The organism is Streptomyces sp. NRRL S-378, assembly GCF_000720645.1.
Taxonomy (GTDB): Bacteria; Actinomycetota; Actinomycetes; order Streptomycetales; family Streptomycetaceae; genus Streptomyces.
Window position 1 is genome coordinate 19,444 of sequence record NZ_JOBX01000057.1, and the last position, 24,423, is coordinate 43,866.

General features: G+C 73.1%; 24 protein-coding genes. 16 read left to right on the forward strand and 8 right to left on the reverse strand.

Annotation, left to right across the window (positions count from 1 at the left end; genetic code table 11):
* The first annotated feature begins 136 nt into the window (after positions 1-136).
* Positions 137-715, forward strand: a complete 579-nt coding sequence (locus tag IH80_RS0130285) for a sigma-70 family RNA polymerase sigma factor (RefSeq protein ID WP_030964741.1) — start codon at positions 137-139, stop codon at positions 713-715.
* Positions 712-1,956 carry a maleylpyruvate isomerase N-terminal domain-containing protein gene (locus IH80_RS0130290; protein WP_030964743.1) on the forward strand — a complete coding sequence of 415 codons (1,245 nt, stop codon included), beginning with the start codon at positions 712-714 and terminating at the stop codon, positions 1,954-1,956. The genes IH80_RS0130285 and IH80_RS0130290 overlap by 4 nt, the downstream gene beginning before the upstream one ends.
* A 106-nt stretch (positions 1,957-2,062) precedes the next feature.
* Here IH80_RS0130290 and IH80_RS0130295 read toward each other — a convergent pair whose 3' ends face one another.
* The gene (locus tag IH80_RS0130295) at positions 2,063-3,616 is read right to left on the reverse strand and encodes an AMP-binding protein (protein WP_030964744.1); all 1,554 of its coding nucleotides are present in this window, start codon (positions 3,614-3,616) and stop codon (positions 2,063-2,065) included.
* A gap of 151 nt (positions 3,617-3,767) precedes the next feature.
* On the opposite strand from IH80_RS0130295, the gene IH80_RS0130300 reads away from it, so the two are divergent.
* The 4 genes from IH80_RS0130300 to IH80_RS0130315 all read left to right on the forward strand — a co-directional run bounded on the left by IH80_RS0130300 (position 3,768) and on the right by IH80_RS0130315 (position 7,984).
* Positions 3,768-5,018, forward strand: coding sequence for an amidohydrolase family protein (locus IH80_RS0130300; protein ID WP_051810132.1), 1,251 nt, complete (start codon positions 3,768-3,770; stop codon positions 5,016-5,018).
* Entirely contained in the window at positions 5,018-6,172 is a 1,155-nt protein-coding gene (locus IH80_RS0130305) for an acyl-CoA dehydrogenase (RefSeq protein ID WP_030964746.1), read from the forward strand. The genes IH80_RS0130300 and IH80_RS0130305 overlap by 1 nt, the downstream gene beginning before the upstream one ends.
* Positions 6,173-6,177: 5 nt before the next feature.
* The gene (locus tag IH80_RS0130310; protein WP_030964748.1) at positions 6,178-7,116 is read left to right on the forward strand and encodes an acyl-CoA dehydrogenase family protein; all 939 of its coding nucleotides are present in this window, start codon (positions 6,178-6,180) and stop codon (positions 7,114-7,116) included.
* A gap of 361 nt (positions 7,117-7,477) precedes the next feature.
* Positions 7,478-7,984, forward strand: coding sequence for an ATP-binding protein (locus IH80_RS0130315; RefSeq protein WP_030964749.1), 507 nt, complete (start codon positions 7,478-7,480; stop codon positions 7,982-7,984).
* Positions 7,985-8,182: 198 nt separating this feature from the next.
* Here IH80_RS0130315 and IH80_RS0130320 read toward each other — a convergent pair whose 3' ends face one another.
* Both IH80_RS0130320 and IH80_RS0130330 read right to left on the reverse strand, forming a co-directional pair.
* Positions 8,183-8,899, reverse strand: a complete 717-nt coding sequence (locus IH80_RS0130320) for a hypothetical protein (RefSeq protein ID WP_051810133.1) — start codon at positions 8,897-8,899, stop codon at positions 8,183-8,185.
* A gap of 155 nt (positions 8,900-9,054) precedes the next feature.
* Entirely contained in the window at positions 9,055-9,981 is a 927-nt protein-coding gene (locus IH80_RS0130330) for a cyclase family protein (RefSeq protein WP_030964752.1), read from the reverse strand.
* Between the two features lie 108 nt (positions 9,982-10,089).
* Between IH80_RS0130330 and IH80_RS0130335 the strand changes: the two genes are divergently transcribed.
* Genes IH80_RS0130335 through IH80_RS0130345 form a run of 3 tightly spaced genes read left to right on the forward strand, consistent with a single transcriptional unit; the run spans position 10,090 to position 13,287 of the window.
* Positions 10,090-11,010: an SDR family oxidoreductase gene (locus IH80_RS0130335; protein ID WP_030964753.1), complete on the forward strand. Its 921-nt coding sequence runs from the start codon at positions 10,090-10,092 to the stop codon at positions 11,008-11,010.
* 13 nt (positions 11,011-11,023) lie between these two features.
* Complete coding sequence (locus tag IH80_RS0130340) at positions 11,024-12,223, forward strand: acyl-CoA dehydrogenase family protein (RefSeq protein ID WP_030964754.1); 1,200 nt, start codon at positions 11,024-11,026, stop codon at positions 12,221-12,223.
* Positions 12,220-13,287: a Zn-dependent alcohol dehydrogenase gene (locus IH80_RS0130345; protein ID WP_030964756.1), complete on the forward strand. Its 1,068-nt coding sequence runs from the start codon at positions 12,220-12,222 to the stop codon at positions 13,285-13,287. The genes IH80_RS0130340 and IH80_RS0130345 overlap by 4 nt, the downstream gene beginning before the upstream one ends.
* 100 nt (positions 13,288-13,387) lie before the next feature.
* Here the strand turns inward: IH80_RS0130345 and IH80_RS0130350 are convergent, their stop codons facing one another.
* Positions 13,388-14,005: a flavin reductase family protein gene (locus tag IH80_RS0130350; RefSeq protein ID WP_030964757.1), complete on the reverse strand. Its 618-nt coding sequence runs from the start codon at positions 14,003-14,005 to the stop codon at positions 13,388-13,390.
* Between the two features lie 224 nt (positions 14,006-14,229).
* On the opposite strand from IH80_RS0130350, the gene IH80_RS0130355 reads away from it, so the two are divergent.
* Positions 14,230-15,018, forward strand: coding sequence for a VOC family protein (locus IH80_RS0130355; protein WP_030964758.1), 789 nt, complete (start codon positions 14,230-14,232; stop codon positions 15,016-15,018).
* Between the two features lie 72 nt (positions 15,019-15,090).
* On the opposite strand, the gene IH80_RS0130360 is transcribed toward IH80_RS0130355, so the two are convergent.
* Complete coding sequence (locus IH80_RS0130360) at positions 15,091-15,894, reverse strand: enoyl-CoA hydratase/isomerase family protein (RefSeq protein WP_030964759.1); 804 nt, start codon at positions 15,892-15,894, stop codon at positions 15,091-15,093.
* A gap of 171 nt (positions 15,895-16,065) precedes the next feature.
* Positions 16,066-18,300 carry an acetate--CoA ligase family protein gene (locus IH80_RS0130365; RefSeq protein WP_030964760.1) on the reverse strand — a complete coding sequence of 745 codons (2,235 nt, stop codon included), beginning with the start codon at positions 18,298-18,300 and terminating at the stop codon, positions 16,066-16,068.
* A 315-nt stretch (positions 18,301-18,615) separates the two neighbouring features.
* Here IH80_RS0130365 and IH80_RS42800 point away from each other — a divergent pair, with 315 nt between their 5' ends.
* Positions 18,616-19,125, forward strand: a complete 510-nt coding sequence (locus IH80_RS42800; RefSeq protein ID WP_078906813.1) for a hypothetical protein — start codon at positions 18,616-18,618, stop codon at positions 19,123-19,125.
* A 148-nt stretch (positions 19,126-19,273) separates the two neighbouring features.
* Here IH80_RS42800 and IH80_RS0130375 read toward each other — a convergent pair whose 3' ends face one another.
* Positions 19,274-20,455 carry a flavin-containing monooxygenase gene (locus IH80_RS0130375; RefSeq protein ID WP_030964763.1) on the reverse strand — a complete coding sequence of 394 codons (1,182 nt, stop codon included), beginning with the start codon at positions 20,453-20,455 and terminating at the stop codon, positions 19,274-19,276.
* 192 nt (positions 20,456-20,647) lie between these two features.
* Between IH80_RS0130375 and IH80_RS0130380 the strand changes: the two genes are divergently transcribed.
* A complete protein-coding gene (locus IH80_RS0130380; protein ID WP_030964764.1) occupies positions 20,648-21,100 on the forward strand; it encodes a hypothetical protein in 453 nt (150 codons plus the stop codon).
* Entirely contained in the window at positions 21,064-21,522 is a 459-nt protein-coding gene (locus tag IH80_RS0130385; protein WP_386394745.1) for a Zn-ribbon domain-containing OB-fold protein, read from the forward strand. Before IH80_RS0130380 ends, IH80_RS0130385 begins: the two co-directional genes overlap by 37 nt.
* 158 nt (positions 21,523-21,680) lie before the next feature.
* Here IH80_RS0130385 and IH80_RS0130390 read toward each other — a convergent pair whose 3' ends face one another.
* Positions 21,681-22,409, reverse strand: a complete 729-nt coding sequence (locus tag IH80_RS0130390) for a pyridoxine/pyridoxamine 5'-phosphate oxidase (protein ID WP_078906814.1) — start codon at positions 22,407-22,409, stop codon at positions 21,681-21,683.
* Between the two features lie 155 nt (positions 22,410-22,564).
* On the opposite strand from IH80_RS0130390, the gene IH80_RS0130395 reads away from it, so the two are divergent.
* From IH80_RS0130395 to IH80_RS0130405, 3 genes are all read left to right on the forward strand, one after another.
* The gene (locus IH80_RS0130395) at positions 22,565-23,038 is read left to right on the forward strand and encodes a carboxymuconolactone decarboxylase family protein (protein ID WP_030964768.1); all 474 of its coding nucleotides are present in this window, start codon (positions 22,565-22,567) and stop codon (positions 23,036-23,038) included.
* A gap of 105 nt (positions 23,039-23,143) precedes the next feature.
* A complete protein-coding gene (locus IH80_RS0130400; RefSeq protein ID WP_030964769.1) occupies positions 23,144-24,070 on the forward strand; it encodes an RNA polymerase sigma-70 factor in 927 nt (308 codons plus the stop codon).
* A gap of 107 nt (positions 24,071-24,177) precedes the next feature.
* Positions 24,178-24,384: a DUF4287 domain-containing protein gene (locus IH80_RS0130405; RefSeq protein WP_030964770.1), complete on the forward strand. Its 207-nt coding sequence runs from the start codon at positions 24,178-24,180 to the stop codon at positions 24,382-24,384.
* Positions 24,385-24,423: the final 39 nt, after the last annotated feature.

A 24,423-nucleotide genomic window follows, 5' to 3' on the forward strand; every position in this document is an offset into this window, starting at 1 on the left:
CGACCGCACCACCGTTCACGCCCTGCGACGCCCCTATCACGCAGGGCCCACTTCCGAAGGGAGCTTCGTCCAAAACAGGCGCGATCCGCCATGTGCCCACTACATTCGATGCGTCGACACACGGCTGGGGGCACTTATGCCGAAGGACGTACCACCGCGGTGGGACCGCCGCATGCAGCAGCGCCTCGCCCGCGGCGAGGCCGCCGCGCTCGGTGAGCTCTACGACCGCTTCGCCTCGCTCGTGCACAGCCTGGCGCACCGCGTGCTGGGCGACGAGAAGGCGGCGGACCGGATCACCCGCGAGGTCTTCGGCTACATCTGGGAGAACCCGGACGCCTACGACCCCAAGCAGGGCTCCATGCGTTCCTGGGTGGCCCGGATCACCCAGGGGCAGGCGGTGGCCCGGCTGCGCCAGGCCGAACTGGGCCGGGGCTCCCGCGAGGAGCTGGAGCAGAAGGTGCGCAGCGCCAACGCCGCCGCCCGCGCGGACTACATCGTCACCTCCATGCCCGCGCCGCTGCGGGCCGCGCTGGAACTCGCGTACTTCAAGCGGCGCGACTACCGGCAGGCGGCCGCCGACCTCCAGATCAGCGAGGACGAGGCGCGTCGCAGGCTGCGGCTCGGGCTCCAGCTGCTGTCGACCGCCAACGCCCTCCCGCAGGAGGACACCGCCCAGCCCGGATACGGCCCGCGCGAATACGGAACACCCCGATGAACGGCCCCGCCCAGTCGCCCGACGACGGATACGAGCGTCCCGGCGGCCGGGCGCGGATACCGGGCCCGCGCGGGGCCGCCGACGACCTCGACCCGGGGCACGCGCCGAGGCCGCTGCCGTTGCCGCCGGAACCTGCCCCACCGCCCTCGCACGCCGTGCTGAAGTCCCTGCTCGGCGCGTGGGCGCTGGCCGCGTGTTCCGCCGAGGAGACCCGGGCGGTGGAGGACCACCTCACCGAGTGCGCACCGTGCGCCGAGGAGGCGCTGCGGCTGCGCGACGCCGTCGGACTGCTGCACCCCGAGGAGAGCCTCGACCTCAAGCCGCTGCTGCGCTCGCGGGTCCTGGAGGACTGCCTGGGCAAGCGCCCGGCCCGCATCCCGGTTCCGGTGTGGGCGAGTCCGTACGACACCGAGACCGCGCGGCTCGACGCCCTGCTGCAGGACTTCGGCGACTCCGAGTGGCACACCCCCGTCCGCCTGAAGTGGTTCGAGGAGGAACGGCGCCGGTCCCATCGGACCACCGTGGCGGGAGTGATCGGGCACCTCATGACGGTCGACGGGCTGATCGCCACCGCGCTCGGGCTGGACGATCCGCTCGGGGCGGACGCGCCGCCGGGCGGTCCGACCGTACGGACGGAGTACTTCTGGGGCGCGTCGGCGAATCCGACGACGCGCCAGGTGCGCGAGCCGTGGCGGGAACAGGGCCACACCCTGGTCCGTACGGTGTCCTTCGCGGGCCGGGGCGTCGCCGAACTCGCCGTGGACTACGGCGCTTTCGCGCTGCCGCTCGGTGACGCCTTCCTGGAGCGGGCCTTCGAGTGCTGGGTGCACGCGTGGGACATCGCGGACGCGGTGGACTATCCGTACGAGCCGCCGTCCGGACCGCACCTGCACCGGATGATCGACCTGGCGGCGCGGCTGCTGCCGGGCGCGCTGGCGCAACGCCGCCGCGCGGGCCTGGCGGCCCCGCCGCGGAGCCTGGTCGCGGCGGGAGCACCCGGGCGGACCCTGCACCTGGAGATCGAGGGCGCGGGCGGCGGTGGCTGGGACATCGCGCTGGACTCGCCGGGGGCGAAGCCGTCGCCGGACCGCACGGTGGCGGAGATAGCCCTGGACGGCATCGAGTTCTGCCAGCTGGCCGCCGGACACATCTCGCCGGAGGACGTGGCGGCGGGCCAACACGGCGACCGCGAGGCGATCCGCGACGTCCTCTTCGCGGCGGCCTCCCTGAGCCGCCTCTAGGCGGGGCACGGCCGCCGGCCGGGGGCGGGGCACGCACGGCCGGGGGCGGGGCGCGCACGCCCCCGCTCCCGCCCGGGCTTGGGTGCTCGTACCGCCCCCGTCCCCGTCATGCGTAGCGCTCGCGGAGTTTGTACTTGAGGACCTTGCGCAGGGCTTCGTTGCGGGGGAGGGCGTCCAGGAGTTCCAGTTGTTCGGGGAGTTTGTGGGTGGCCAGGCCTTCCGCGCGGAGGTGGGCCGTGAGCTGGGGGAGGGTGAGGGGGGCGGCTCCCGGGGGCTGCTCGACGACCGCGCAGACGCGTTCGCCGCGGGTCTGGTCGGGGAGGCCGATGACGGCGACGTCCGCGACGCCCGGGAGGCGGTGGAGGAGGTCCTCGATCTCCTTGGCGGAGATGTTCTCGCCCTTGCGGATGATGACGTCCTTGCTGCGGCCGGTCAGGACCAGGTAGCCGTCGGGGGTGAGGTGGCCCAGGTCGCCCGTGATCAGGTAGCCGTCGGCGTCGAAGACCTCGGCGGACGGGTCGCGGCCCAGGTAGCCCTGGCAGACCGCCTCGCCGCGCAGGCGGACCTCCCCGTCCGTGTGCGGGGGCAGGGGGGTGCCGTCGGGGGTGGTGATGCGGATGGACATGCCCTGCGGGGGGCGGCCCTCGGTGGTGGCGAGGTTCTCCGCGGTGTCGTCCGGGGCACCCATGGTGATCATGGGTACTTCGGTCATGCCGTAGCCGTGGGTGAGCTGGCAGCCGAGTTCGCGGACCACCGCGTGGTAGATCTCCGGGGGTTTGGGGGCTCCGCCGCCCGCGAGGAGGCGGAGGGTGGGGATGAGGGGGGTGTCCGGGGCCTTGCGCTGTTCCGTGAGGAACATGGAGTAGAAGGCGGTCGATCCGCCGGCGACGGTGACGCCGTGGCGGCGGTAGCCGTCGAGGGCGTCCGGCATCGCGAACTTCTCGAAGAGGACCGCGGGGAAGCCGTAGAGCAGCAGCATCACCGTGTAGTCCGGTCCGGCTATGTGCGCGTAGGGGAAGGCCATCGAGCCGACGTCGGACGGGGTCAGGCGCAGGGCGTGCGCGAGGCAGGAGCCGCCGGCGATGAGGGAGCGGTCGGTGTGCAGGACGCCCTTGGGGTCGGAGGTGGTGCCGGAGGTCCAGTAGATCCAGCGGACGTCGGTTCCGGAGGCGGGCGGCGGGGGCAGTACGGCCGGGTCGCCGTCCGGGAGGGAGTCGTAGGCCTCGAAGACGCCGCGGGCGCCGAGCCTGCGGGCCATGGCGGGGTAGTCGTGGCCCCGCCACACGCCCGGGACCGCGAAGAAGTCGGCCTTGGCCTCGCGGAGCGCGAAGCCGACCTCGCGGTCCCGGTAGAAGGGGATGACGGGGGTCTGGACGGCTCCGATCCGGGCGAGGGCGAAGGTGAGCAGCACGGTCTCGATGCGGGTGGGGAGCTGCCAGGCGACGACGGTGCCGGGGCGTACGCCCCTGTCGTGGAGGCCTGCGGCGACGCGTTCGGCGCGGTCGCGCAGTTCGCCGAAGGTGAGGTGCCGGTCGGCGGCGGGGTCTTCGGCGGCTTCGATCAGGACGGTGGTGTCCGGGGTGAGCGCGGCCCGGCGGGTGAGGAGTTCCCACAGGGTGCGGGAGCGGCTCAGTTCTGTCGCGGTCGCGGTGTCCGTCATCCCAGACCTCCCCTTGGCCGATTAACTGACGCTACGTCAGATCAAGCGCAGAGCGTAGAGCGCCGGCGCTTGTCGGTCCAGGGGTGGCGGGGCTAGCTTGTTTCTGACGATCCATCAGATCGGCACGGATTGGCACCGGATTGGGGAGCCCATGGAACTGCCTCGGATCATCAGCGTCGACGACCATGTGATCGAGCCCGCGCACCTGTTCGACGTCTGGCTGCCCGCCAAGTACCGCGACCGCGGCCCCAAGGCGCTCACGGCCGGCATCGGCGAGCTGCAGTACACGGGTGGCAAGTACGTGATCACCATGGACCCGGACGGCCCGCCGACCGACTGGTGGATCTACGAGGACCTGAAGTTCCCGTACAAGCGCAACATCGCCGCCGTCGGCTTCGACCGCGACGACATGACGCTGGAGGGGATCACCCGTGAGGAGATGCGCCAGGGGTGCTGGGACCCCAAGGCGCGCCTCGCCGACATGGACCTCAACCACGTCGAGGCCTCCCTGTGCTTCCCGACCTTCCCGCGCTTCTGCGGGCAGACCTTCGCCGAGGCGCACGACAAGGAGGTGGCCCTCGCCTGCGTACGCGCCTACAACGACTGGATGGTCGAGGAATGGTGCGGTGACAGCGGCGGCCGGCTGATCCCGCTGTGCATCATCCCGCTGTGGGACATCGACCTGGCGGTGGCCGAGATCCGGCGCAACGCGGCCCGCGGGGTGCGCGCCGTGACCTTCTCCGAGATTCCGACCCACCTGGGGCTGCCGTCGATCCACTCCGGCTACTGGGACCCCTTCTTCGCCGTCTGCCAGGAGACCGGCACGGTGGTCAACATGCACATCGGGTCCAGCTCCCAGATGCCCGCGGCCTCTCCGGACGCGCCGCCGGCCGTCCAGGCGTCGCTCAGCTTCAACAACGCGATGGCCTCGATGATGGACTTCCTCTTCAGCGGCGTGCTGGTGAAGTTCCCGATGCTCAAACTGGCTTACAGCGAGGGCCAGATGGGCTGGATCCCGTACGCCCTGGAGCGCGCGGACGACGTGTGGGAGGAGCACCGGGCCTGGGGCGGGGTGCGCGACCTGATCCCCGAGCCGCCGTCGACGTACTACTACCGGCAGATGTTCTGCTGCTTCTTCCGCGACAAGCACGGGATCGCCTCGCTCGACGTCGTCGGCCGCGACAACGCGACCTTCGAGACCGACTACCCGCACGTGGACTCGACCTTCCCGCACACCAAGGAGGTCGCCCTCGACCACGTGCAGGGTCTGGACGAGGAGACCGTCTACAAGCTGATGCGCGGCAACGCCATCCGCATGCTCGGTCTGGACCTGGACAAGCACCGGGCCGAGGGCAAGCGCCTGGCCGAGGACAAGCGCCTGGCCGAGGACAAGAGCCGCTGATGGACCTGACGTACAGCGAGGAGGAGCGGGACTTCCGGGCGCGGCTGCGCGACTGGCTCGCCAAGACCCTCCCCGAGCTGCCCGCCCGGCCGTCCCCCGACGACTGGCCGGGCCGGCGCGCCTACGACCTGGGCTGGCAGCGCCGGCTGTACGAGGCCGGGTACGCGGGCCTGCACTGGCCGGTGGACGCGGGTGGCCGCGGAGCCACCCCCACCCAGCACCTGATCTTCCTGGAGGAGACGGAGCGCGCCGGGGCCCCGTACGTGGGCGCGAACTTCGTCGGGCTGCTGCACGCCGGCCCGACGATCGCCGCCGAGGGCACGGCCGCGCAGCGGGCGCGCTGGCTGCCGCCGGTACTGCGCGGCGACGAGGTGTGGTGCCAGGGCTTCAGCGAGCCGGACGCGGGCTCCGACCTGGCCTCCCTGCGCACGCGCGCGGTCCGTGACGGCGACGACTACGTGATCACCGGGTCGAAGATCTGGACCTCGCACGCGGAGGTCGCCGACTGGTGCGAGCTGCTCGTGCGCACGGATCCCGGGGCCCCCAAGCACCGCGGGATCTCCTGGCTGGCCATGCCGATGGACGCGCCCGGGGTGACGGTGCGGCCGCTGCGCACGCTGGCCGGGTCGACGGAGTTCGCCGAGGTGTTCCTCGACGAGGTGCGGGTCCCGGTCGCCAACCGGGTGGGCGCGGAGAACGACGGCTGGCGGGTCACCATGGTCACGCTGTCCTTCGAGCGGGGCACCGCCTTCGTCGGCGAGGTCGTCGCGTGCCGCCGGACCCTGGGCGAGCTGGCCCGTACGGCGAAGGCGAACGGCCGCTGGGACGACCCGGTGCTGCGGCGCCGGCTGGGGCGGCTGTCCGGGGAGTTCGGCGCGCTGTGGCGGCTGACCCAGTGGAACGTCAGCGAGTCGGAGCGCTCCGGCGGGGTGCCCGGCACCGGAGGATCGGTCTTCAAGCTCGCCTACTCGCACGCCCGCCAGGAGCTGTACGACGTGGCGGCCGAGGTCCTGGGGGCTGCGTCGCTCTCGCTGGACGAGGCGTGGACCCTGGACCGGCTCTCGTCCCTCTCGTACACGATCGCGGCGGGCACGTCGCAGATCCAGCGGAACATCGTCGCCGAGCGGATCCTCGGCCTCCCGAAGGGCCGGTGAGCGGGATGGACTTCCAGCCGACGGAGGACCAGCGGGACCTGCGGGCGGGCGTACGGGACCTGCTGGAGGGCCGGTACGGGCGGGAGGCGCTGCGCGCTTCGGTGGACTCGGGCACGGCCGTGGACCGCGGGCTGTGGCGGGAGCTGGGCGCGGCGGGCTTCTTCGCGCTGCGGCTCCCGGAGTCCGAGGGCGGCGTGGGGCTGGGCCTGGCGGAGGCGGTGCTGGTCTTCGAGGAGGCCGGGCGGGCCCTGGTTCCCGGGCCGCTGGTGGCGACGCACCTCGCCGCCGGAGTGGTGCCGGGGGCGGCGGCGGGGACGGCGGTGGTGACCGCCTTCGACCTGGGCGGGGACCTGGTGGCGTACCTGGGGGAGGCCGACGCGGTGCTGGGCGAGGACGGTCTGCCGGACGGCGAGCCGGTGCGTGCGGCGGATCCGCTGACCCCGCTGCACCGGGTCCGGCGGCGGGGCGTCGCCGCCGCGCCCGGGGGCGGGTCCGCGTACGGGGCCGCGTACGGGTCCGCGTACGTGTCGGAGGGGGCGCTGCTGACGGCCGCGCTCCAGGTCGGGAGCGCGCTGCGGACGGTGGAGCTGGCGGTGCGGTACGCGGGCGAGCGCGAGCAGTTCGGGCAGCCGATCGGGGCGTTCCAGGCGGTCAAGCACCTGTGCGCGCAGATGCTGGTGCGGGCGGAGGTGGCCCGTACGGCGGTGTACGCGGCGGCGGTGACGGGTGAGCCGGGGGAGGTGGCGGCGGCGAAGCTGCTGGCGGACGAGGCCGCCGTGCTGGGCGCCCGGGACTGTCTGCAGGTGTACGGGGGGATGGGCTTCACGTGGGAGGCGGACGTGCACCTGCACCTGAAGCGGGCCTGGGTGCGGGCCGAGCAGTGGCGGACGGCGGCGGAGGCGGAGGAGCTGCTGGCGGCGGAGCTGCTGCACTCGGCGGCGTAGCCGGGTTCGTCGTAGTGGCTCCGTGTGACGGGCGGGCGTGGTGGGTACCGAAAACGGGGTACGGGAGCAACGACGCGGGACGCATGTCCGATTACAGAGAGTTGATATCGGTTTGTGTCCTTCGCCCGCCGATTACGGCCCGGAGTCGGGGGCCTGCTCCGGTACGCTCCGACGAATGCGAGTGGTTGAGCGGCGTGAGCGTCGCACAGTATGCACCACGCCTACTCCTTCGCGCGGGAATATGCCCGAAGCGCTTGTTGTGGTGACTGTATGTCAACCATGCTGCTACGCAAGGGGGTCACGGTTGGTGATCCCGCCCCGTCGCGAGGCGAAGTGTCCGCCGGTTCGGATGGTGTGAGCGGTGCAGGTGCTTCAGGTTCAGCTGGAGGTAGGCGCGGATCCGGCCGAGGTCGGCAGGGCGCGCCGGTGGGCGCGGTCCCGGCTGGCGGGGTCCGGCATAGGGGATGACGAGCCGCTCGCCGAGACGCTGATCCTGCTGATCTCCGAGCTGGTGACGAACGCGGTCGTGCACACGGGCTGTCCGGCCGTGCTGCGGATGCTGTTCGGGGGGCCGGGGGTGCGGGTCGAGGTGGCCGACGCGAGCGACCGGGCGCCGGCCCGCCGTCAGGCCTGCGGGGAGGACACCGGCGGGCGCGGCCTGGAGCTGGTGGACGGTCTGGCGGACCGGTGGGGCTGGCAGCGCGAGGGCGCGGGCAAGCGGATCTGGTGCGAGATCGACCGCGGACGGAAGGCGGAGTCGGACGCCGCGACGAGCGGCGCCACGACGAGTGCAGCCCCGGTCGAGGCGGCCCCGTGCCGCCGGTCCGAAGTTCACACTTCGGTGCGGGAACCGCGCGTGTACCTCTAAAGAGGTGTTGACGGTTCGTCACCTGTTGATCACCCTGGTGTGGAGCGATTCGACGCGAGGGGACGCCAAGGACACGCCTTGACGAGTGCGGGTCGCGGGGTGGCGGCTGCCGTGCCGCGCTCGGGGCGTGCATGCGCGCCGCCGCCACCCGCAGCTCACCGCGGCGCCCTCCGCCCCGCGGCGGGCGCCGGGCGGAGGTCAGCCGTCGGTGCAGATCACGTCGTAGGGGCGGCCCACCGCGATGGTCAGACGGATCGGGTCCGTGGTGCCGGAGGGGCACTCCTCCTTCGTCTTGACGAGGCCGAGGACCTTCTGTGCGCCCGAGCCGCCGCAGGGGACCTCCTTGGCCTGGGAGGTCACGCAGTCGCCCTTGACGAGCTGGCCGCCGCCTGCGCCCGCGTCGCCGGGGTGGTCGTTGGACAGGTTGCGGCCGCAGACGGTGTTGGTGGGGATGCCGCTCGACTTGCCGCCGTTGTAGGAGATGCTCACCTCGATCATCACGTCGGTGCCCGCCGGGCACTGGATGGAGCCCGGCAGGATGCTGGCCTCCTTGATGTCGATGGCCTTGAAGCTGGCCCCGGAGTCGGAGCAGCCCGTCCGCTTGTACGCGTCGGCGCCCTTGGAGGGGTCGGGGCCGCCGCAGTCGCCGACCTTCCAGGCGCTGGAGGTGTCGGAGGAGGACTCGGGGGACCCGGGGTCCTTGGCCGTGGGCTTGGCGGACGGCGACGCGGAGGCGGACGTGGACGTCGAGGACTTGCTGTTGTCCGCGCCCAGCACCTTGGAGGCGCCGTACGCGCCGCCGACGACCAGGGCCAGGACCAGGAACGTGACGAACTTGTTGCCCCCGCGCCGCTGCGGGGTTCCCGGGGTGAACGGCGGGGGCGGGGGTGGGGACGCCTGGTACGGGTTGGACATTGCGCTTCTCCTGCGGGTGAGGGTGGTGAGGAGCGGGGGGTGACGCGAGAACGGTGACGCGTCATGGACACAACATGGTTCCACCCGGTGCGGGACGGGGGGCGCCCGGCCCCGCACCACCTGCGTGGACGCGCCGTGGACGAGCCCGGCGCGGCTCAGAGGACGGCCACCGGCGCCACGGGGGTGCCGGTGCCGCCCACGAAGGGTTCGGGCATGGCGGACAGGAGGAAGGCGTACCGGCCCTCTTCTGCACAGGCTGTGGACAGTTTTTCGAGGTCCCAGTTCTGGCCCTGGTGCATGCCCATCTCCACCAGGTCCAGGGCGTGGACCGGCAGCCACAGGTTCTCGATCTCCGGCGGGAAGATCTCGAAGGTCAGGGTGTCGTTCGCGACGGCGGCCACGTCCCGGGCGTGGAACCACTCCGGGGTGCGGACGGACAGCCCGGGGGACGGGAAGCCGTAGCCGTGCCTGTCGCCGGCCAGGTAGACCTGGATCTGCCCGGTGCGGACCAGGACGATGTCGCCGGGGCGGACCGTGACCCGGCCGAACTCCTCGGCCTCCGCCAGGTCCGCCGGGGTCACCGCATGGTCCCCCGGCAGGCGGTCCAGGCCCTTCGCGCGGGCCACGTCGAGGAGGACTCCTCGCGAGACGATGGGGGTGGCCTTGTCGATGCCGCTGAACTCGGCCCGGCCGTGCGCCGTGATGGTGCCGGCGGGGCGGCCGTTGTAGATCCGGCCCGAGTGCGAGACGTGGGTGAGGGCGTCCCAGTGGGTGCCCGCCTGCAGGCCCATGCTGACGGCGTCGTCGCTGCAGGCCACCGTGCCCGGGCCGAAGAGCTCCTGGTTGATCTGCACCATCGTGTGCAGGGGGTTGATCCGGCCGGGGATCATGCCGACCTGGACGCCGTCCTCCTTCAGGGGCAGGGCGAGGGGGACGCGGCGGCCGCTGCGGATCTCCGCGGCCGCACCGCGTACGACCTCGTCGGTGATCAGGTTGAGGGTGCCGGTCTCGTCGTCGGCGCCCCAGCGTCCCCAGTTGTTGACGCGCTTGGCGATGTCGTGGAACTCGGCGGGCAGGGTCATGGGCGTCGACGGCTCCTTGCGTGAATGCGGCAACGAGGGCTTGTGCGCGCGTATCTGACTACCCATAGAATCTAACGGTCCGTCAGAAATCGCGGGAAGGGGCCGGACGTGGGGAACTTCTTGGCAGGCAGGGTCGTCGCCGTCACCGGCGCCGGCCGGGGCATCGGACGGGCCGTGGCACTGGCCGCGGCGGCCGAGGGCGCCAAGGTCGTCGTCAACGACTACGGCGTCGGCATCGAGGGCACGGAGCCCACGAGCGAGATCGCCGACGGTGTCGTGAAGGAGATCCAGGCCGCCGGCGGGGAGGCCGTCGCCGTCGCCGACGACGTCTCCACCATGGCGGGCGGCCGGCGCATCGTCGACACCGCGCTCACGCAGTACGGACGCATCGACGGCGTCGTCTGCGTCGCCGGCATCCTGCGCGAACGCATGCTCTTCAACATGTCCGAGGAGGAATGGGACCCGGTGGTCGCCACCCACCTCAAGGGCACGTTCACCGTCTTCCGCGCCGCCTCCGCCGTCATGCGCCGCCAGGGCTCGGGCACCCTGATCGGCTTCACCAGCGGCAACCACCAGGGCTCGGTCGCCCAGGCCAACTACAGCGCCGCCAAGGGCGGGATCATCTCCCTCGTCCGCTCCGCCGCGCTGGGCCTGGCCAAGTACGGGGTCACCGCCAACGCCGTCGCACCCGTCGCCCGTACCCGCATGTCCGCGAACGTCCCCATGGAGCTCAAGGAGATCGGCGAGCCCGAGGACGTCGCGGCACTGGTCACCTACCTGCTCTCCGACAAGGCCGTCGCCGTCGGCGGCGAGCCGATCACCGGGCAGGTCTACACGATCGCCGGCCCGAAGATCGCCGTCTGGGCACAGCCGCGCGAGCTGCGCGCCGGCTACGCCGAGGGCTCCTGGACCCCGGAGAAGATCGCCGACTTCCTCCCCGGGACGGTCGGCACCGACCCGATGCCGATGCTGGCGCAGCTGGAGGCCATGGCCAGGGCGGCGGCCGCCAAGGACCGCCCCAACGCCTGACGGGGGGAGCGGCGTGGACTTCGGTTTCGGGGCCGAGGACGAGGAGCTGCGCGGTCACGCCCGGGCGTGGCTGGCCGAGCACCTCGTGGGCCCGTACGCGCACGCCATCGGCCTCGGCGGGCCGGGCAGCGAGCACCAGGGGGTCGAGGCCCGGCGCGAGTGGGAGCGGGAGCTGGGCCGCGGCGGTTGGATCGGGCAGGGCTGGGACGCGCCGGACGGGGCGTACGGTCAGCGGCGGCTGTCGCTGACCGGGCAAGTGGTGTGGGCCGAGGAGTACGCGGCGCTGCGTGCCCCCGGCCGGGTCGGCCACATCGGGGAGAACCTCCTCGCGCCCACCCTGATCGCCTACGGCAGTGAGGAGCAGCAGCGCCGTTTCCTGCCCGCCGTCGCGCGGGGCGAGGAACTGTGGTGCCAGGGCTACAGCGAGCCGGGCGCCGGCTCCGACCTCGCGGGCATCCGCACCGCTGCGGTGCGCGACCCGGCCGACGGGCTCTTCCGCGTCACCGGGCAGAAGATCTGGACCTCCCTCGCCCGGGAGGCCGACTGGTGCTTCGTCCTGGCCCGCACCGAGCCGGGATCGGAGCGCCACCGGGGGCTGTCCTTCCTGCTCGTGCGGATGGACCAGCCCGGCCGCGTGGAGGTCCGGCCGATCCGGCAGATGTCCGGGACCTCGGAGTTCAACGAGGTGTTCTTCGACGGGGCGGTCGCGGCGGAGGCCGTCGGCGCGGTGGGCGACGGCTGGACGGTGGCCATGGGCCTGCTCGCCCTGGAACGGGGCGTCTCCACCCTGGTCCAGCAGATCGGTTTCGCGGCGGAGCTGGAGCGGGTCCTCGGCCTGTACGCGGCCTCGGGCGCGGCCGACCCGGTGGTCCGCGACCGCCTCGTACGGCAGTGGGCCGAGCTGCGGACCATGAGGTGGAACGCGCTGCGGACCCTGGGCGCGCAGGGCGATCCGGGCGCGCCGAGCGTGGCCAAGCTGCTGTGGGGCGGCTGGCACCGGCGGCTCGGCGAGCTCGCGGTGGAGGTCCGGGGTGCGGCGGCAGCGGCCGGGCCGGGCACCTGGGCGCCCGGGGTCCCGTACGAGCGCGGACTCGACGAGGAACAGCGCCTGTTCCTGTTCACCCGCGCCGACACGATCTACGGCGGTTCCGACGAGATCCAGCGCAACATCATCGCCGAGCGGGTGCTCGGCCTGCCTAAGGAGTCCAGGTGAGGGGCGTCGTGTTCGACGGCAAGCAGGCCCGGGTGGTCGACGACCTGGAGGTCCGGGATCCGGGGCCGGGGCAGGTGCTCGTCGCGATCGGTGCGGCCGGGCTGTGCCACAGCGACCTGTCGGTGATGGACGGGACGATCCCGTTCCCGCCGCCGGTGGTGCTGGGGCACGAGGGCGCGGGCGTGGTGGAGGCCGTCGGCGAGGGGGTCACGCACGTGGCGCCCGGCGATCACGTGTCGCTGTCGACGCTGGCGAACTGCGGGGCGTGCGCGGACTGCGACCGGGGCCGGCCGACGATGTGCCGCAAGGCGATCGGGATGCCGGGGCAGCCGTTCTCGCGGGGCGGCGCCCCGCTGTTCCAGTTCGCCTCGAACTCGGCCTTCGCGGAGCGGACGATCGTCAGGGCCGTGCAGGCGGTGAAGATCCCGGCCGACATCCCGCTGACGTCGGCGGCGCTCATCGGCTGCGGCGTCCTGACGGGGGTGGGGGCGGTGCTCAACCGGGCCCGCGTGGACCACGGCGAGACGGTCGTCGTCATCGGCACCGGCGGTATCGGGCTGAACGTCCTGCAGGGTGCCCGGATCGCCGGGGCCGCGACGATCGTGGCGGTGGACGCGAACCCGGCGAAGGAGGCGGTGGCCCGGCAGTTCGGGGCCACGCACTTCATCGACGCGTCCGCGGTGGCCGACGCGCCGGCGGCGGTGCGCGAGATCCTGCCGACCGGGGCCGACCACGCCTTCGAGTGCGTGGGTGACGTCAGGCTGATCCGCCAGGCCGTCGACCTGCTCGACCGGCACGGTCAGGCGGTCCTGCTGGGCGTGCCCGGCTTCAAGGAGGAGGCGTCCTTCCTCGTGTCGTCCATGTACCTCGACAAGACGATCATGGGCTGCCGGTACGGATCCTCGCGCCCGCAGCGGGACATCGCGCTGTACGCGGAGCTCTACCGGCAGGGGCGGCTGCTGCTGGACGAACTGGTCACGGAGGTGTACCCGGTCGAGGACTTCGCCAAGGCCGTCGACGACGCCCACCACGGGCGGGTGGCGCGCGGGGTGCTCACCTTCTGACGGGCGCGGCGCACGACACGACTGCCGGCCCGCCCCTGGGGGTGGACCGGCAGTCGGCGTTCCGGCAGCCGGTGTTCCGGCGCCGGCGAGTGGGGGCCCGTCAGTCGGCGAGGCGGCCGAAGCGGCCCTTGTGGAAGAGGAGCGGATCGCCCTCCCCGGCCGCGCCCATGGCGACGACCCGGCCCACGACGATGAGGTGGTCCCCGCCGGTGTGGACGGCGTGGATCCGGCAGTCGATCCAGGCGGGCACGGCGTCGAGCTGCGGGGAGCCGGTGACAGGGGCGGGGGTGTGGGTCACCCCGGCGAACTTGTCGGCGCCGCTGACGGCGAAGGAGCGGCACAGTGGGCCCTGTTCGGCTCCCAGGATGTTGACGCAGAACACCCCGGCTCGGGCGATCCGCGGCCAGGTGGTGGACGTACGGGCCACCATGAAGGTGACCAGGGGAGGGTCCAGGGACAGCGAGGCGAAGGACTGGCAGGCGAAGCCGGACGGCCCGTCCCCGTCCTCGCCGGGGGGTGCGGTGATGACCGTGACCCCGCTCGCGAAGTTCCCCAGCACCGCGCGGAATTCGGCGGGACTGACCGGCGCGCGCTCGTCGTCGCCGACGGCCCGCAGATCGGGACGCGGCAGGGCGTCGACGGACTCGGCCTCCCGCTGCGCCGGGGCGGAGGTGGGGGAGCCGACTGACCTGAGGTATCGGACGACGGTGGCCGCCATCCCTGCATGTCCCATCACGCACCCGATTGAAGCTGACGGTTCGTCAGATGGGAAGGGGTGGGGAACGGGGCTTCGGCGTTGCCGCGCCCTGCGTCGGACCGGTGCGCGGGGCTCACCCGCACGGGTGAAACCGGGTGGGTGGGCGGGGGCGTGGGCGGGGGCGGGGGAGGAGGCTCGGCATCGTGGCAGCGACCCGTACCGCCGCCGTACGCCCAGGAGGGCCCATGCTCGGCACCGACTTCCGCACCGGATCACCCAACTGGCTCGACCTCGGCAGCCCCGACACCGGCGCGGCCGCCGCGTTCTACGGCGCCGTGTTCGGCTGGGAGTTCGCCTCCGCCGGACCCGAGGCCGGCGGGTACGGCTTCTTCCAGCGGGACGGCAAGACCGTCGCCGCCCTCGGACCGCTCACCGAGGAGGGCGCCCGGTCGGCCTGGATGCACCACTTCATGACCCCCGACATCCAGGCCACCGCCGAGGCCGTCAAGGCCGGTGGCGGGCGGGTGCGGACGGAGCCCATGGACGTCATGGGTGAGGGGTGGCTGGCGCAGTTCACCGACCCGCAGGGCGCCGACTTCGCCTGCTGGCAGCCCGGCAGGACCGCGGGATTCGCGGTGGCCTCCGAGGAGAACGCGCTGGTGTGGGCCGAGCTCCACGTACCGGATCCGGTCGCGGACATCGCCTTCTACTCCGGGCTGTTCGGGTGGCGCCACGCCGAGATGCAGACGCCCGGGATGACGTACCGGGTCCTGAGCACCGCCGACGGCGACCAGGAGGACGCCTCCTTCGGCGGGGTCGCGGCCCTCGGCGACGGCGCGGGAGCGGGCGAGGAGGCGCGCTGGGTCCCCTACTTCCACGTGGGGGACGTCGACGCCACCATCGCCAGGGCCCGTGAGAACGGCGGGACCGTCCTGATGCCGGCCGCCGACGTACCGGACGTCGGGCGGATCGGCTGGCTCGCGGACCCCTTCGGCGCGGTGTTCGCGCTGCTGAAGCCCGCCCCGCAGATGTAGCCCGCCCCGCAGGTGTGGCCCGGCCCGCAGATGCAGCCCGCCCCGCAGATGCAGCCCGGCGAAGGGTCGCGGTCAGCGGCCCAGGTATGCGGGTGTACGGCGCTCCACGAAACTCGCCACGCCCTCGTTCGCGTCGACCGTGGTCATGTTGACCTCCTGAGCGGTGGCCTCGGCGGCCAGCGCCGCCGCCCGGTCCCCGTCCAGGGAGGCGTTGACCAGCTGCTTCGTCAGGGCGAGGGCCCGGGTGGGACCCTGGGCGAGCCGCTCGGCCCACGCGCGGGCGGCGGCCTGCAGGTCCTCGGCCGCCACCACCCTGTTGACCAGGCCGAGCCGGGCGGCCTCGGCCGCCGGGACGGCGTCGCCGAAGAACATCAGCTCCTTCGCCTTCTGCGGGCCGACCAGACGGGGCAGCAGGTACGCCCCACCACCGTCCGGGACCAGGCCGCGGCGCACGAACACCTCTATGAAGCGGGCCCCCTCGGCGGCGATCACGAGGTCGCAGGCCAGCGCGAGGTGAGCACCGATACCGGCGGCCGTGCCGTTGACGGCGGCGATCACCGGTTTCTCGCAGTCGAGGACCGCTGTGATCAGGCGCTGCGCGCCGAGGCGGATCATGCGCGCCACGTCCCCGGCGACGCGGTCCCCGCCGGTGGCGGGGCCACCGCGCAGATCGGCGCCCGCGCAGAAGGCCGTGCCGGTGGCGGTGAGGACGACCGCGCGGACGGCGGGGTCGGCGGAGGCGTCGTCGAGCAGGGCGATGACGCGTTCGCGCTGCGCCCGGGTGACGGCGTTCATCGCCTCGGGGCGGTTGAGGGTGATCCAGCAGACGTTGTTCTCGAGGCGGTGGAGGACGGCGTCCTCGGGGGCGGTGGCCATGCGTGGACTCCCGTTCGGGGCGGTCGGCGTGCGGTGGGTGCGGCGGCGTTGCGGGCGCCGCACCCGAGCCCCTGCGCCTCGAACACCGGCGGGGCCGGGTTGCCGGCCCGTACGGCGTTCGAGGACAGGGTCCGGGCGGAGCCCGGCTTCGGACAGGGGGCGGGCGCAGCGTCAGCGGCAGATGGCCAGGGCGTCCAGGGCGACCGCGCCCTGGCCCCGGGGGAGGACCATCAGGGGGTTGATGTCCAGTTCGGAGAGTTCACCGCCGAACTCCAGGGCCATGCGCTGGATCCGTAGGATGACCTCCACCAAGGCGTCCACGTCGGCCGGGGGCGCGCCCCGGACGCCCTCCAGGAGAGCGTGGCCGCGCAGCTCCGTGAGCATCGCGCGGGCCTGGTCCTCGCCGAACGGCGGGACGCGGACCGCCGCGTCGTGGAGGACCTCGACGAGGACACCGCCCAGCCCGACGGTGACGGTCGGGCCGAAGAGGTCGTCCTGGGTGACCCCGACGACCATCTCCACGCCCCGTTCCACCATCTGGCAGACCAGGATCCCGTCGAGCGGGACGTTCTCGTAGCGGGCGATGTCGGTCAGCTCTCGGTACGCGTCGCGGATCTGGCTCGCGGAGGTGAGGCCGATCTTCACCAGGCCGAGTTCGGTCTTGTGGCCGAGCTGCGGGCCGGAGGCCTTCATCACCACCGGGTAGCCGACCAGCCCGGCCGCGCGCACCGCCGCGGCCGCGCTCGTCACCAGCTGCTCGCGCGGTACCCGTATGCCGTAGGCGCGCAGGAGCTGCTTCGCGGCGTGCTCGCTCAGCTGCTGTCCCGGCCGCATGAGGGCCTGCGCCTTGCGGTACGAGGGTGACGGCGTACGCGGTGCGTCGTCGAAGGGGGAGCGGTAGCCGGTGGTGAAGCGGTGGTGGCCGAGGTAGGCGCGTACGGCGGTGATGCAGTTGCCGAAGGTACGGAAGGTGGCCACGCGGGAGGAGCCGAGGAGGGTGGTGCGGTAGGCGTCCTCGGTGCCGACGGGGGAGCCCCAGATCACGCAGATCAACTTGTCGGTCTGCTCGGCGGCGTCGGCCAGGTCCTGGGCGAGCCGGTCGCTCATCGGGGGGAAGGGGCCGGTGATCGGACAGATGAGGACCCCCACCGCAGGGTCGGCGAGGATCGCGTCGATGATCTTCCGGCCGCGCCAGTCGCCGACGGGGTGGCCGCCGTTGTCGACGGGGTTGGCGACGTTCAGGTACGGCGGGATCCACTGGTGGAGTTCGTCCTGCTTGGCCTGCGAGAGGGTGGGCAGGGTCAGGCCGGCCTCGGTGGCCAGGTCGGAGAAGTGGGCGCCGGTGCCGCCGGAGATGGAGTACACGACGACGCCGTCGGCCTCGGGCCTGCGGGCCCGGGCGAGGAGGGCGGCCGTGTCCTGGAGCTCGTCCAGGCCGTCGACGCGGATCACGCCGAACTGGCGCATGGCGGCGTCCACGACGGTGTCGGCGCCGGTCAGCTTCCCCGTGTGGGAGGCGGCCATGCGGGCGCCGGTCTCGGTGCGGCCGACCTTGACGGCGACGACCGGGACGCCGTTGCGGGCGGCCCGGTCGGCGGCCAGCAGGAAGGACCGGCCGTCCTTGAGGCCCTCCACGTAACAGGCGATGGCGCCGACCTCGGGCTGCTCGGCGAAGTAGGAGATGAAGTCGGAGGTCTCCAGGTCGGCCTCGTTGCCGGTGGGTGCCCAGTGGGACAGCCGGATGCCCAGTTCCTGGAGGGTGTAGACGGGCCGGCCCTGGTGGCCGGACTGGGTGATCAGGGCGATCGCCGGGCCGTCGAGGTCGTGGCGGAACTCCTCGAAGGCGTTGAGGTTGGTGTTCGGGCCCAGCAGGCGCAGGCCGGAGCGCCGGACGGCGGCGGCGAGGCGTTGCTGGGCGGCTGCTCCGGCGTCGCCGGTCTCGGCGAAGCCGGAGGCGAAGGCGACCGCGAACTTCACCTTGGTGTCGGCGAGCTCCTCGATGACGGGCAGCGGATCGGAGACCAGCAGGACGGCGAGGTCCACCTGTTCGGGCAGGTCGGCGACGGAGGGGTGGCAGGCCAGCCCGAAGACGGTGGCGCGGGTGGGGTGGACGGGGTGGATCCGGGCGCCGACGCGCTCCGCCCAGGAGATGAGCTGGCGGGTGATGCCGGTGTTGGGTCTGCCCTCGGCGTCGGAGGCGCCGACGACCGCCACGGACTCGGGCCGGAAGAACCGGTCCAGGTCGGGTACGTCGGCGTGCAGCGGCCGTCCGCTGACGTCCACGGGGATCGCGTCGTCGGCGGAGGGGGCCGCCGAGGAATGGACGGCCGTCCTGGGGGTCTCCCCGCAGGCCTCGACTCGTGCGCGGAAGTCGGTGGTGAGGGTGCCGTGAGTAGATCCAAGCATCGTTCCGCCCGCTCCTGCTCGATGAACCTCGATGGAACTCGATAACTGACGTGCAGTCAGATTACTGAACTGACGTGCCGTCAGGAACAGGCCTGCGCAGGAAAGCTGGTGGAGGTGATGTGGTGAACGGTGGCAGATGCTCGCGGAGCGGGTCCAGAGTGCACTTCAGGCCGAGATCGCCCGGCGGGGGCGGCCGCGCGCCACCCGCGGACGGGCCCGGCGGCCCGCCGGCACTCGTCCCCGACCACGCCGGGGTCTGGATGTTCGCCCGTGCCGGTGTCATGATCGATCCCATGACTGCTGTCCGAAAGGCCCATGCCGCGTAGACGGCCCGGCGCGCTGCGCGCGCAACAGGTTCTGCCGCAACCGATGTACGCGGGTCTCGAGCACGGCCGGAACGACCGGCCGCCCGGACCGTGGCCCATCCGCATCGACCGGCTCTCCTCACGGACGGTCGCCGCGGTCCACCGCGAGGAGTGCCGGCGCCCGTACGACGAGGGCCTCTGGCCCGGGGCGACCCGGACCGCTCTCGAGACCTGCCGCCACTTCCTCACCCTTCCGGGCCGCTGGTTGTATCTGCGGCGCGACTACTGCGGCTGTGAGCAGTGCGACCTCCGCCACGACATCGCCGTCGCCAGGGACCTCCTCGAACTGGTCGTGAGCAGGCTCCCGCCCCGGCCGCGCCGGGAGCTGGAGGCCCTGCTGGCCGATCTGGACGAGGAGCTGTGGCGCCGGACCGTACCCGACCCGTTCGCCCACCGGCAGCCGCACCGCAGGGGAGCCTGGTGGCACCAGCGCCTGTACGACCTGGACCACCTCCTGTGACGTGCCGACGGCCGGGGCGGGCAGGCGCGGGGCGCGCGGGCGCGCCGCCGACGACGGGGGCGGGGCCGCCAGGCTCGCGGGCGGCCAGGCTCGCGGGCGCGCCGCCGACGACGGGCGCGGGGGTGGCCAGGCGCGGGGGCGCGGGGGCTCAGCCGCCCGCCGTCTGCCGGGCCACCGCCTTGGCGATCTTCTCCGCGTCCAGGGCCATCTCGCGGAACATGCCGCTGATGGGGTTGGAGAAACCGGTGAAGTACAGGCCGCGGGCCTCCGCCGGGGTGCGGGCGCCGTGCGTACGGGGGCGGCCCCGCTCGTCCAGCACCCCGAGGTGCCCGACCAGCCCCTCCAGCCGGCGGTGGTAGCCGGTGGCCGCGATCACCGCGTCCGGGGTGATGCGCGAGCCGTCCGCGAGCACCACCTCCGCACCGTCGAAGGAGGCCACGGCGGCCACCGGCGCCACCTTCCCGGCGCGCACCGCGTCGACCAGGCCCACGTCCTGGACCGGGATCGCCCCCTCCTTGACCCGGCTGTACAGCCCGGTGGTGGGGCGCGGGAGCCCGTACGCCGACAGGTCCGGGACCGAGGCCCGGGCCACGAGCGCGCCCAGCCGGTCCACCAGCCGCACCGGCAGCCGGCGGACGAGGATCCCGCTGCGCTGGGCGGGCCAGCCGGCCGTGGAGCGGCGCATGATGTGCGGGGCGGTGCGCACGGCGAGGCGCACCCGGGCCGCGCCGCCCTCGGCGAGGTCGGCGGCTATCTCGGCGCCGGTGTTCCCGACGCCGACGACGAGGACGTCCTGGCCTGCGTACGGCAGGGGGTTGCGGTAGTCGGCGGCGTGCAGCAGCCGGCCGGCGTACGACTCCAGGCCCGGCCAGTCGGGCAGCCTGGGCGTGTGGTTGAAGCCGGTGGCGACGACGACCGCCGCGGCGGACAGCACCCGCCCGCCGCTCGCGTGCAGGGTCCAGCCGCCCTCGTCCTCGGGGCCGGGCTCGATCCGGGTCACCTCGACGCCAGTGACGAGTTCCAGCTCGTGGAACTCGGCGTACTTCTCCAGGTAGCGCACGACGTTGTCGCGCGAGACCCAGCGTCCGAACCGGCGGGGCATCGCCAGGCCCGGGAGGGCGGACAGCCGGCGCGTGGTGTGCAGGTGCAGCCGGTCGTAGTGGCGCCGCCAGGACGCGCCGACGGCGTCGGACTTCTCGACGATCACGGCACGGACCCCGCGGGCGCGCAGCGCGGCGGCCGCGGCGAGGCCGCCGGGACCGGCCCCGATGACGTACACGGGGCGGGGCTGGGTGGTCATGTCGACTGCGGGTGCGGGGACTGCGGGCATGAGGTGTGATCGTATCGCCACGCTGGGTTGATGGGTCTCGGACGAGCAGGGAATCGATTGCGGATCGGTCACGGCGGCGGGCCCGTGGACGGCCGGGGCCCGGTGGGATCGCTCCGCGGCCTTGCGGGATCGCTCCGCATCCGCTGAACTGACGTACCGTCAGATCAGTGGTGAGGGGAGTGGGGGCTGCCGATGCAGACCGTCTGGCTCAGTGGGGCCGAATGGCTCGCCGTGCTCCGGATAGGCCTCGGCCTGTGGTGGCTGGAGAGCTGGCGGCACAAGGACAAGAAGGGCTGGTTCGAACGCGGCACCGGCATCGCCTGGGCCGCCGACGTCGCGAACAAGCACCGCTGGACCTTCGTCAGGAGCGGCTTCCAGCAGGTCGTCGCACCGCGGCCGAGGACGATGGCGTACCTCGTCGTCTACGCGGAACTCGCCCTCGGGCTGGGCCTGGTGTCCGGCTTCCTGACCCCGGTCGCCCTGATCGGCGGACTCCTCCTGAACCTCCTCTACCTGGTGCTGATGATCCACGACTGGGCCGAGCAGGGGCAGAACGCCATGATGGCGCTCATCTCCCTCGTCGCGCTCCTCGCCGTGTCCTGGCAGACCTGGTCCCTCGACGCGGCGATCGGACTGTTCCTGTGAGCGGCACCGTGCGCCACGACCTCCCCGAGGCCGACGATTTCACCCGCCCCTACTGGGACGCCGCGGCGCAGGGCCGGCTCCTGCTGCGCCGGTGCGGCGCCTGCGCACGGGCGCACCACTACCCGCGAGAGTTCTGCCCCCACTGCTGGGCCGGCGAGGACCGGGTGGCCTGGGAGACCGCGAGCGGCCGCGCCACCCTCTACACGTGGTCGGTGATCCACCGCAACGACCTGCCGCCGTTCGGTACGCGCGTCCCCTACGCGGCGGCCGTCGTCGACCTGGCCGAAGGCCCGCGGATGATGACCGAGGTGGTGGACTGCGAGGCGGCCGACCTGCGCATCGGCATGCCGCTGACGGTCACCTTCCGCGAGGCCGCGGACGGGGTGTGGGTGGCGGTCTTCCGACCCGAGCCGCGGGGCTGAGCCCGGGGTCCGGCCCCGTTCCTGGGCCGGGCCCCGGCCCCGCCCCGGCCTGGCTCGGGTCCTGGCCCCGCCCTGGTGTGGCCCGGGTTCCCGCCCCGCCCCCGGCCCGGTCCTGGCCGACGCCCGGTCGATGCCGGCGCCTCGTCGACCGGGCCGGATCAGGGCCAGAGCAGCTCACGGACCCAGCAGCCGCCATCGGTGCGCCGGTAGCGCAGGCGGACGTGCCTGCGCGCGGCGTCCCCCTGGAAGAACTCCACCTCGGCGGGCGCCAGTACGTACCGCGTCCAGGTCGGAGCCGGAGCGTCCGGCTCCGACCCGGCCCGCTCCCAGGCGGCCGCCGAGGCCCGCGCAAGTTCCTCCACCGAACCCAGCACCTCGCTCTGCCGCCCCGTGAGCGCGGCCGCGAGCGCACCGCGCGAACGGACCGCCAGGTCCGCCCGGCTCTCCTCCGGCCCGCAGGCGGTGACCGTGCCCCGGACCCGGACCTGCCGGCCCACCGACGGCCAGTAGAAGCCGAGCGCCGCCTCCGGCCGCGCGGCCAGCTGCACACCCTTGGCGCTCGTGGCGTGCGAGGCGAAGTGCCAGCCCCGCGCGTCGACGTCGTGCAGCATCAGCGTCCGTACGTCGGGCCGCCCCCCGCCGTCCACCGTGGCCAGGCTCATGGTGTGCGGCTCCTGCTGCCCCGCCCGCGCGGCGTGCACGAACCACTCCCGGAACAGCGCCACCGGCTCGCCGGGAGCCGCCCCCGTGTCGAACCCGGGGAGCGGGGAGTCCCACACGCGCAGGGCATGCAGGACGCTGTGGAACTCCTCGTCGCCGATCCCGCTGCTCTCGCTGCCTACACGGACTTCAGTGCCTTCAGTGCCTTCACGGCCCTCGCTGCTCATGGCGCCCAGGCTAAGCGGGACCGCCCGGCCCGCCGGCAGGGAGCGAGACGCAGGTCACACCCACCCGGGCCCCCGTCCGTGTCACAGAACCTCCGGCCATCTCGTCTCGGGTGCGTAGCCACTGATGGCCACGGACGACCACGGAGGAGCACATCATGGACGCGCGACTGAACTACTTCGCCGACCCGACCGCCGGCAAGGCCCTCAAGCACGTCATGGCGGCAGGCAAGCTGGTCAAGGAGTCGCCGTTGCCGGCCGCGACGCAGGAACTCGTGGCGCTGCGCGTCAGCCAGATCAACGGCTGCGCCGTCTGCATCGACATGCACACCAAGGACGCCGCCGCGGCCGGCGAGACCCCGGTACGGCTGCACCTGGTGGCGGCATGGCGGGAAGCCGCCGTCTTCACCGAGGCCGAGCGGGCCGCACTGGAACTGGCGGAGCAGGGCACCCGGATCGCCGACGCCGCGGGCGGGGTCGGCGACGAGGCGTGGGCGAACGCCGCCAAGCACTACGACGAGGAGCAGCTCACCGCCCTGACCCTGCTGATCTCGTTCATGAACATGGCCAACAGGCTGAACGTCATCGCCCAGCAGCCGGCGGGCGGATACGAACCCGGGCAGCTCCACTGAGGAGGACCCCGCCCCGGCCCGAACCGCCGTCGGTCCGGATGATCAACGGAGGGCGCCCGGCCGGGTGAGTACGGCCGGGCGCAGGACTTCAAAGGGGGACCAGGCGTGACCAAGGTCGAGGAATTCGAGGAACTGCGGCCGCTGTTGTTCTCGATCGCCTACCGGATCCTGGGCGGCGTCGGCGAGGCCGAGGACGCCGTCCAGGAGACGTGGCTGCGCTTCGCCGCCTCGGCGACCCGCCCCACGTCGACCAAGGCGTTCCTGTCGGCGACGGTGACGCGCATCTCGATCGACGTGCTGCGCTCCGCGCGGGTGCGGCGCGAGCAGTACCCGGGCCCCTGGTTCCCCGAACCGCTGCTCAGCGACCCGTACGAGGATCCCGCGCGCGCGGTGGAGCTGGCCGACTCGGTGTCCATGGCGGCGCTGCTGCTGCTGGAACGGCTCAGCCCGCTGGAGCGGGCGGTGTTCGTACTCCGGGAGGTCTTCGCCTTCGGCTTCGACGAGGTCGCCGCGGCGGTGGGGCGCTCGGAGGCGGCGTGCCGCCAGCTGTTGGTGCGGGCGCGCCGGCACATGGAGGCGGGCCGGCCGCGGTTCGCGGCTGGCCGCCAGGAGCGGCGGCAACTGGCGACTCGGTTCTTCGACGCCCTGAGGGACGGCGACGTGGGCGGTCTCCAGGACCTGCTCGCCGCCGACGTGCAGCTCGTCGGGGACGCGGGCGGCAACGCGCCCCAGCTCGCCAAGGCCGTCATGGGCGCGGCGAACGTCGCCCGCCTGCTGGCAGCGGTCTACCCCTGGCTGACCCGGATCGACGTGACGTGCGAGCGGCACGACATCAACGGCGAGCCCGGCGCGATCTTCCGCGACCGCGACGGCAAGGTGCTCCACCTCATGGCCCTGGACGTGCTCGACGGCCGCATCCGGACCATCCGCGGCCTGAACAACCCCGAGAAGCTCACCCACGTCGGCCCGGTCGCCGACGCGTGGGCCATCGCTCGCGAACTGAAGGAGGCCCGCCGGACCGCGAGGGCCTGACGGCCGGGCGGGCCGATGGTGTGACGCAGGTCATACCGGATGCCCGCTCAGTTCCCACTCCGTCGACGGTCTTCCTTACGACGGCATCGCAACGAAGGAGACTCACCATGGCCGACACCGTGAAGGGCCCCGCCAGCTATTTCCCGTCGATCGAGAAGAAGTACGGCCGACCGATCGCGGAGTGGAAGGACCTCATCAGGACCTCGCCGCTGACCAAGCACATGGAACTCGTCGCCTGGCTCAAGACGGAACACGGCCTGGGCCACGGCCACGCGAACGCCCTGGTGGCCGACACCCTGGCGGAGCGGAAGTAGGAACAGGCGGGGTGGCGGGCGGGGGCGGCGGCGTGAAGC

Excerpts from the sequence above, each read along its gene's own strand:
- IH80_RS0130330 (WP_030964752.1), bottom strand. The coding sequence starts at position 9,981 with ATGACCCTGCCCGCCGAGTTCCACGACATCGCCAAGCGCGTCAACAAC.
- IH80_RS0130355 (WP_030964758.1), top strand. The coding sequence starts at position 14,230 with ATGCTCGGCACCGACTTCCGCACCGGATCACCCAACTGGCTCGACCTC.
- IH80_RS0130290 (WP_030964743.1), top strand. The coding sequence starts at position 712 with ATGAACGGCCCCGCCCAGTCGCCCGACGACGGATACGAGCGTCCCGGC.
- IH80_RS0130375 (WP_030964763.1), bottom strand. The coding sequence starts at position 20,455 with ATGCCCGCAGTCCCCGCACCCGCAGTCGACATGACCACCCAGCCCCGC.
- IH80_RS0130285 (WP_030964741.1), top strand. The coding sequence starts at position 137 with ATGCCGAAGGACGTACCACCGCGGTGGGACCGCCGCATGCAGCAGCGC.
- IH80_RS0130350 (WP_030964757.1), bottom strand. The coding sequence starts at position 14,005 with ATGGCGGCCACCGTCGTCCGATACCTCAGGTCAGTCGGCTCCCCCACC.
- IH80_RS42800 (WP_078906813.1), top strand. The coding sequence starts at position 18,616 with ATGCCGCGTAGACGGCCCGGCGCGCTGCGCGCGCAACAGGTTCTGCCG.
- IH80_RS0130390 (WP_078906814.1), bottom strand. The coding sequence starts at position 22,409 with ATGAGCAGCGAGGGCCGTGAAGGCACTGAAGGCACTGAAGTCCGTGTA.
- IH80_RS0130405 (WP_030964770.1), top strand. The coding sequence starts at position 24,178 with ATGGCCGACACCGTGAAGGGCCCCGCCAGCTATTTCCCGTCGATCGAG.
- IH80_RS0130300 (WP_051810132.1), top strand. The coding sequence starts at position 3,768 with ATGGAACTGCCTCGGATCATCAGCGTCGACGACCATGTGATCGAGCCC.
- IH80_RS0130305 (WP_030964746.1), top strand. The coding sequence starts at position 5,018 with ATGGACCTGACGTACAGCGAGGAGGAGCGGGACTTCCGGGCGCGGCTG.
- IH80_RS0130365 (WP_030964760.1), bottom strand. The coding sequence starts at position 18,300 with ATGCTTGGATCTACTCACGGCACCCTCACCACCGACTTCCGCGCACGA.
- IH80_RS0130295 (WP_030964744.1), bottom strand. The coding sequence starts at position 3,616 with ATGACGGACACCGCGACCGCGACAGAACTGAGCCGCTCCCGCACCCTG.
- IH80_RS0130320 (WP_051810133.1), bottom strand. The coding sequence starts at position 8,899 with ATGTCCAACCCGTACCAGGCGTCCCCACCCCCGCCCCCGCCGTTCACC.
- IH80_RS0130310 (WP_030964748.1), top strand. The coding sequence starts at position 6,178 with ATGGACTTCCAGCCGACGGAGGACCAGCGGGACCTGCGGGCGGGCGTA.
- IH80_RS0130395 (WP_030964768.1), top strand. The coding sequence starts at position 22,565 with ATGGACGCGCGACTGAACTACTTCGCCGACCCGACCGCCGGCAAGGCC.
- IH80_RS0130360 (WP_030964759.1), bottom strand. The coding sequence starts at position 15,894 with ATGGCCACCGCCCCCGAGGACGCCGTCCTCCACCGCCTCGAGAACAAC.
- IH80_RS0130380 (WP_030964764.1), top strand. The coding sequence starts at position 20,648 with ATGCAGACCGTCTGGCTCAGTGGGGCCGAATGGCTCGCCGTGCTCCGG.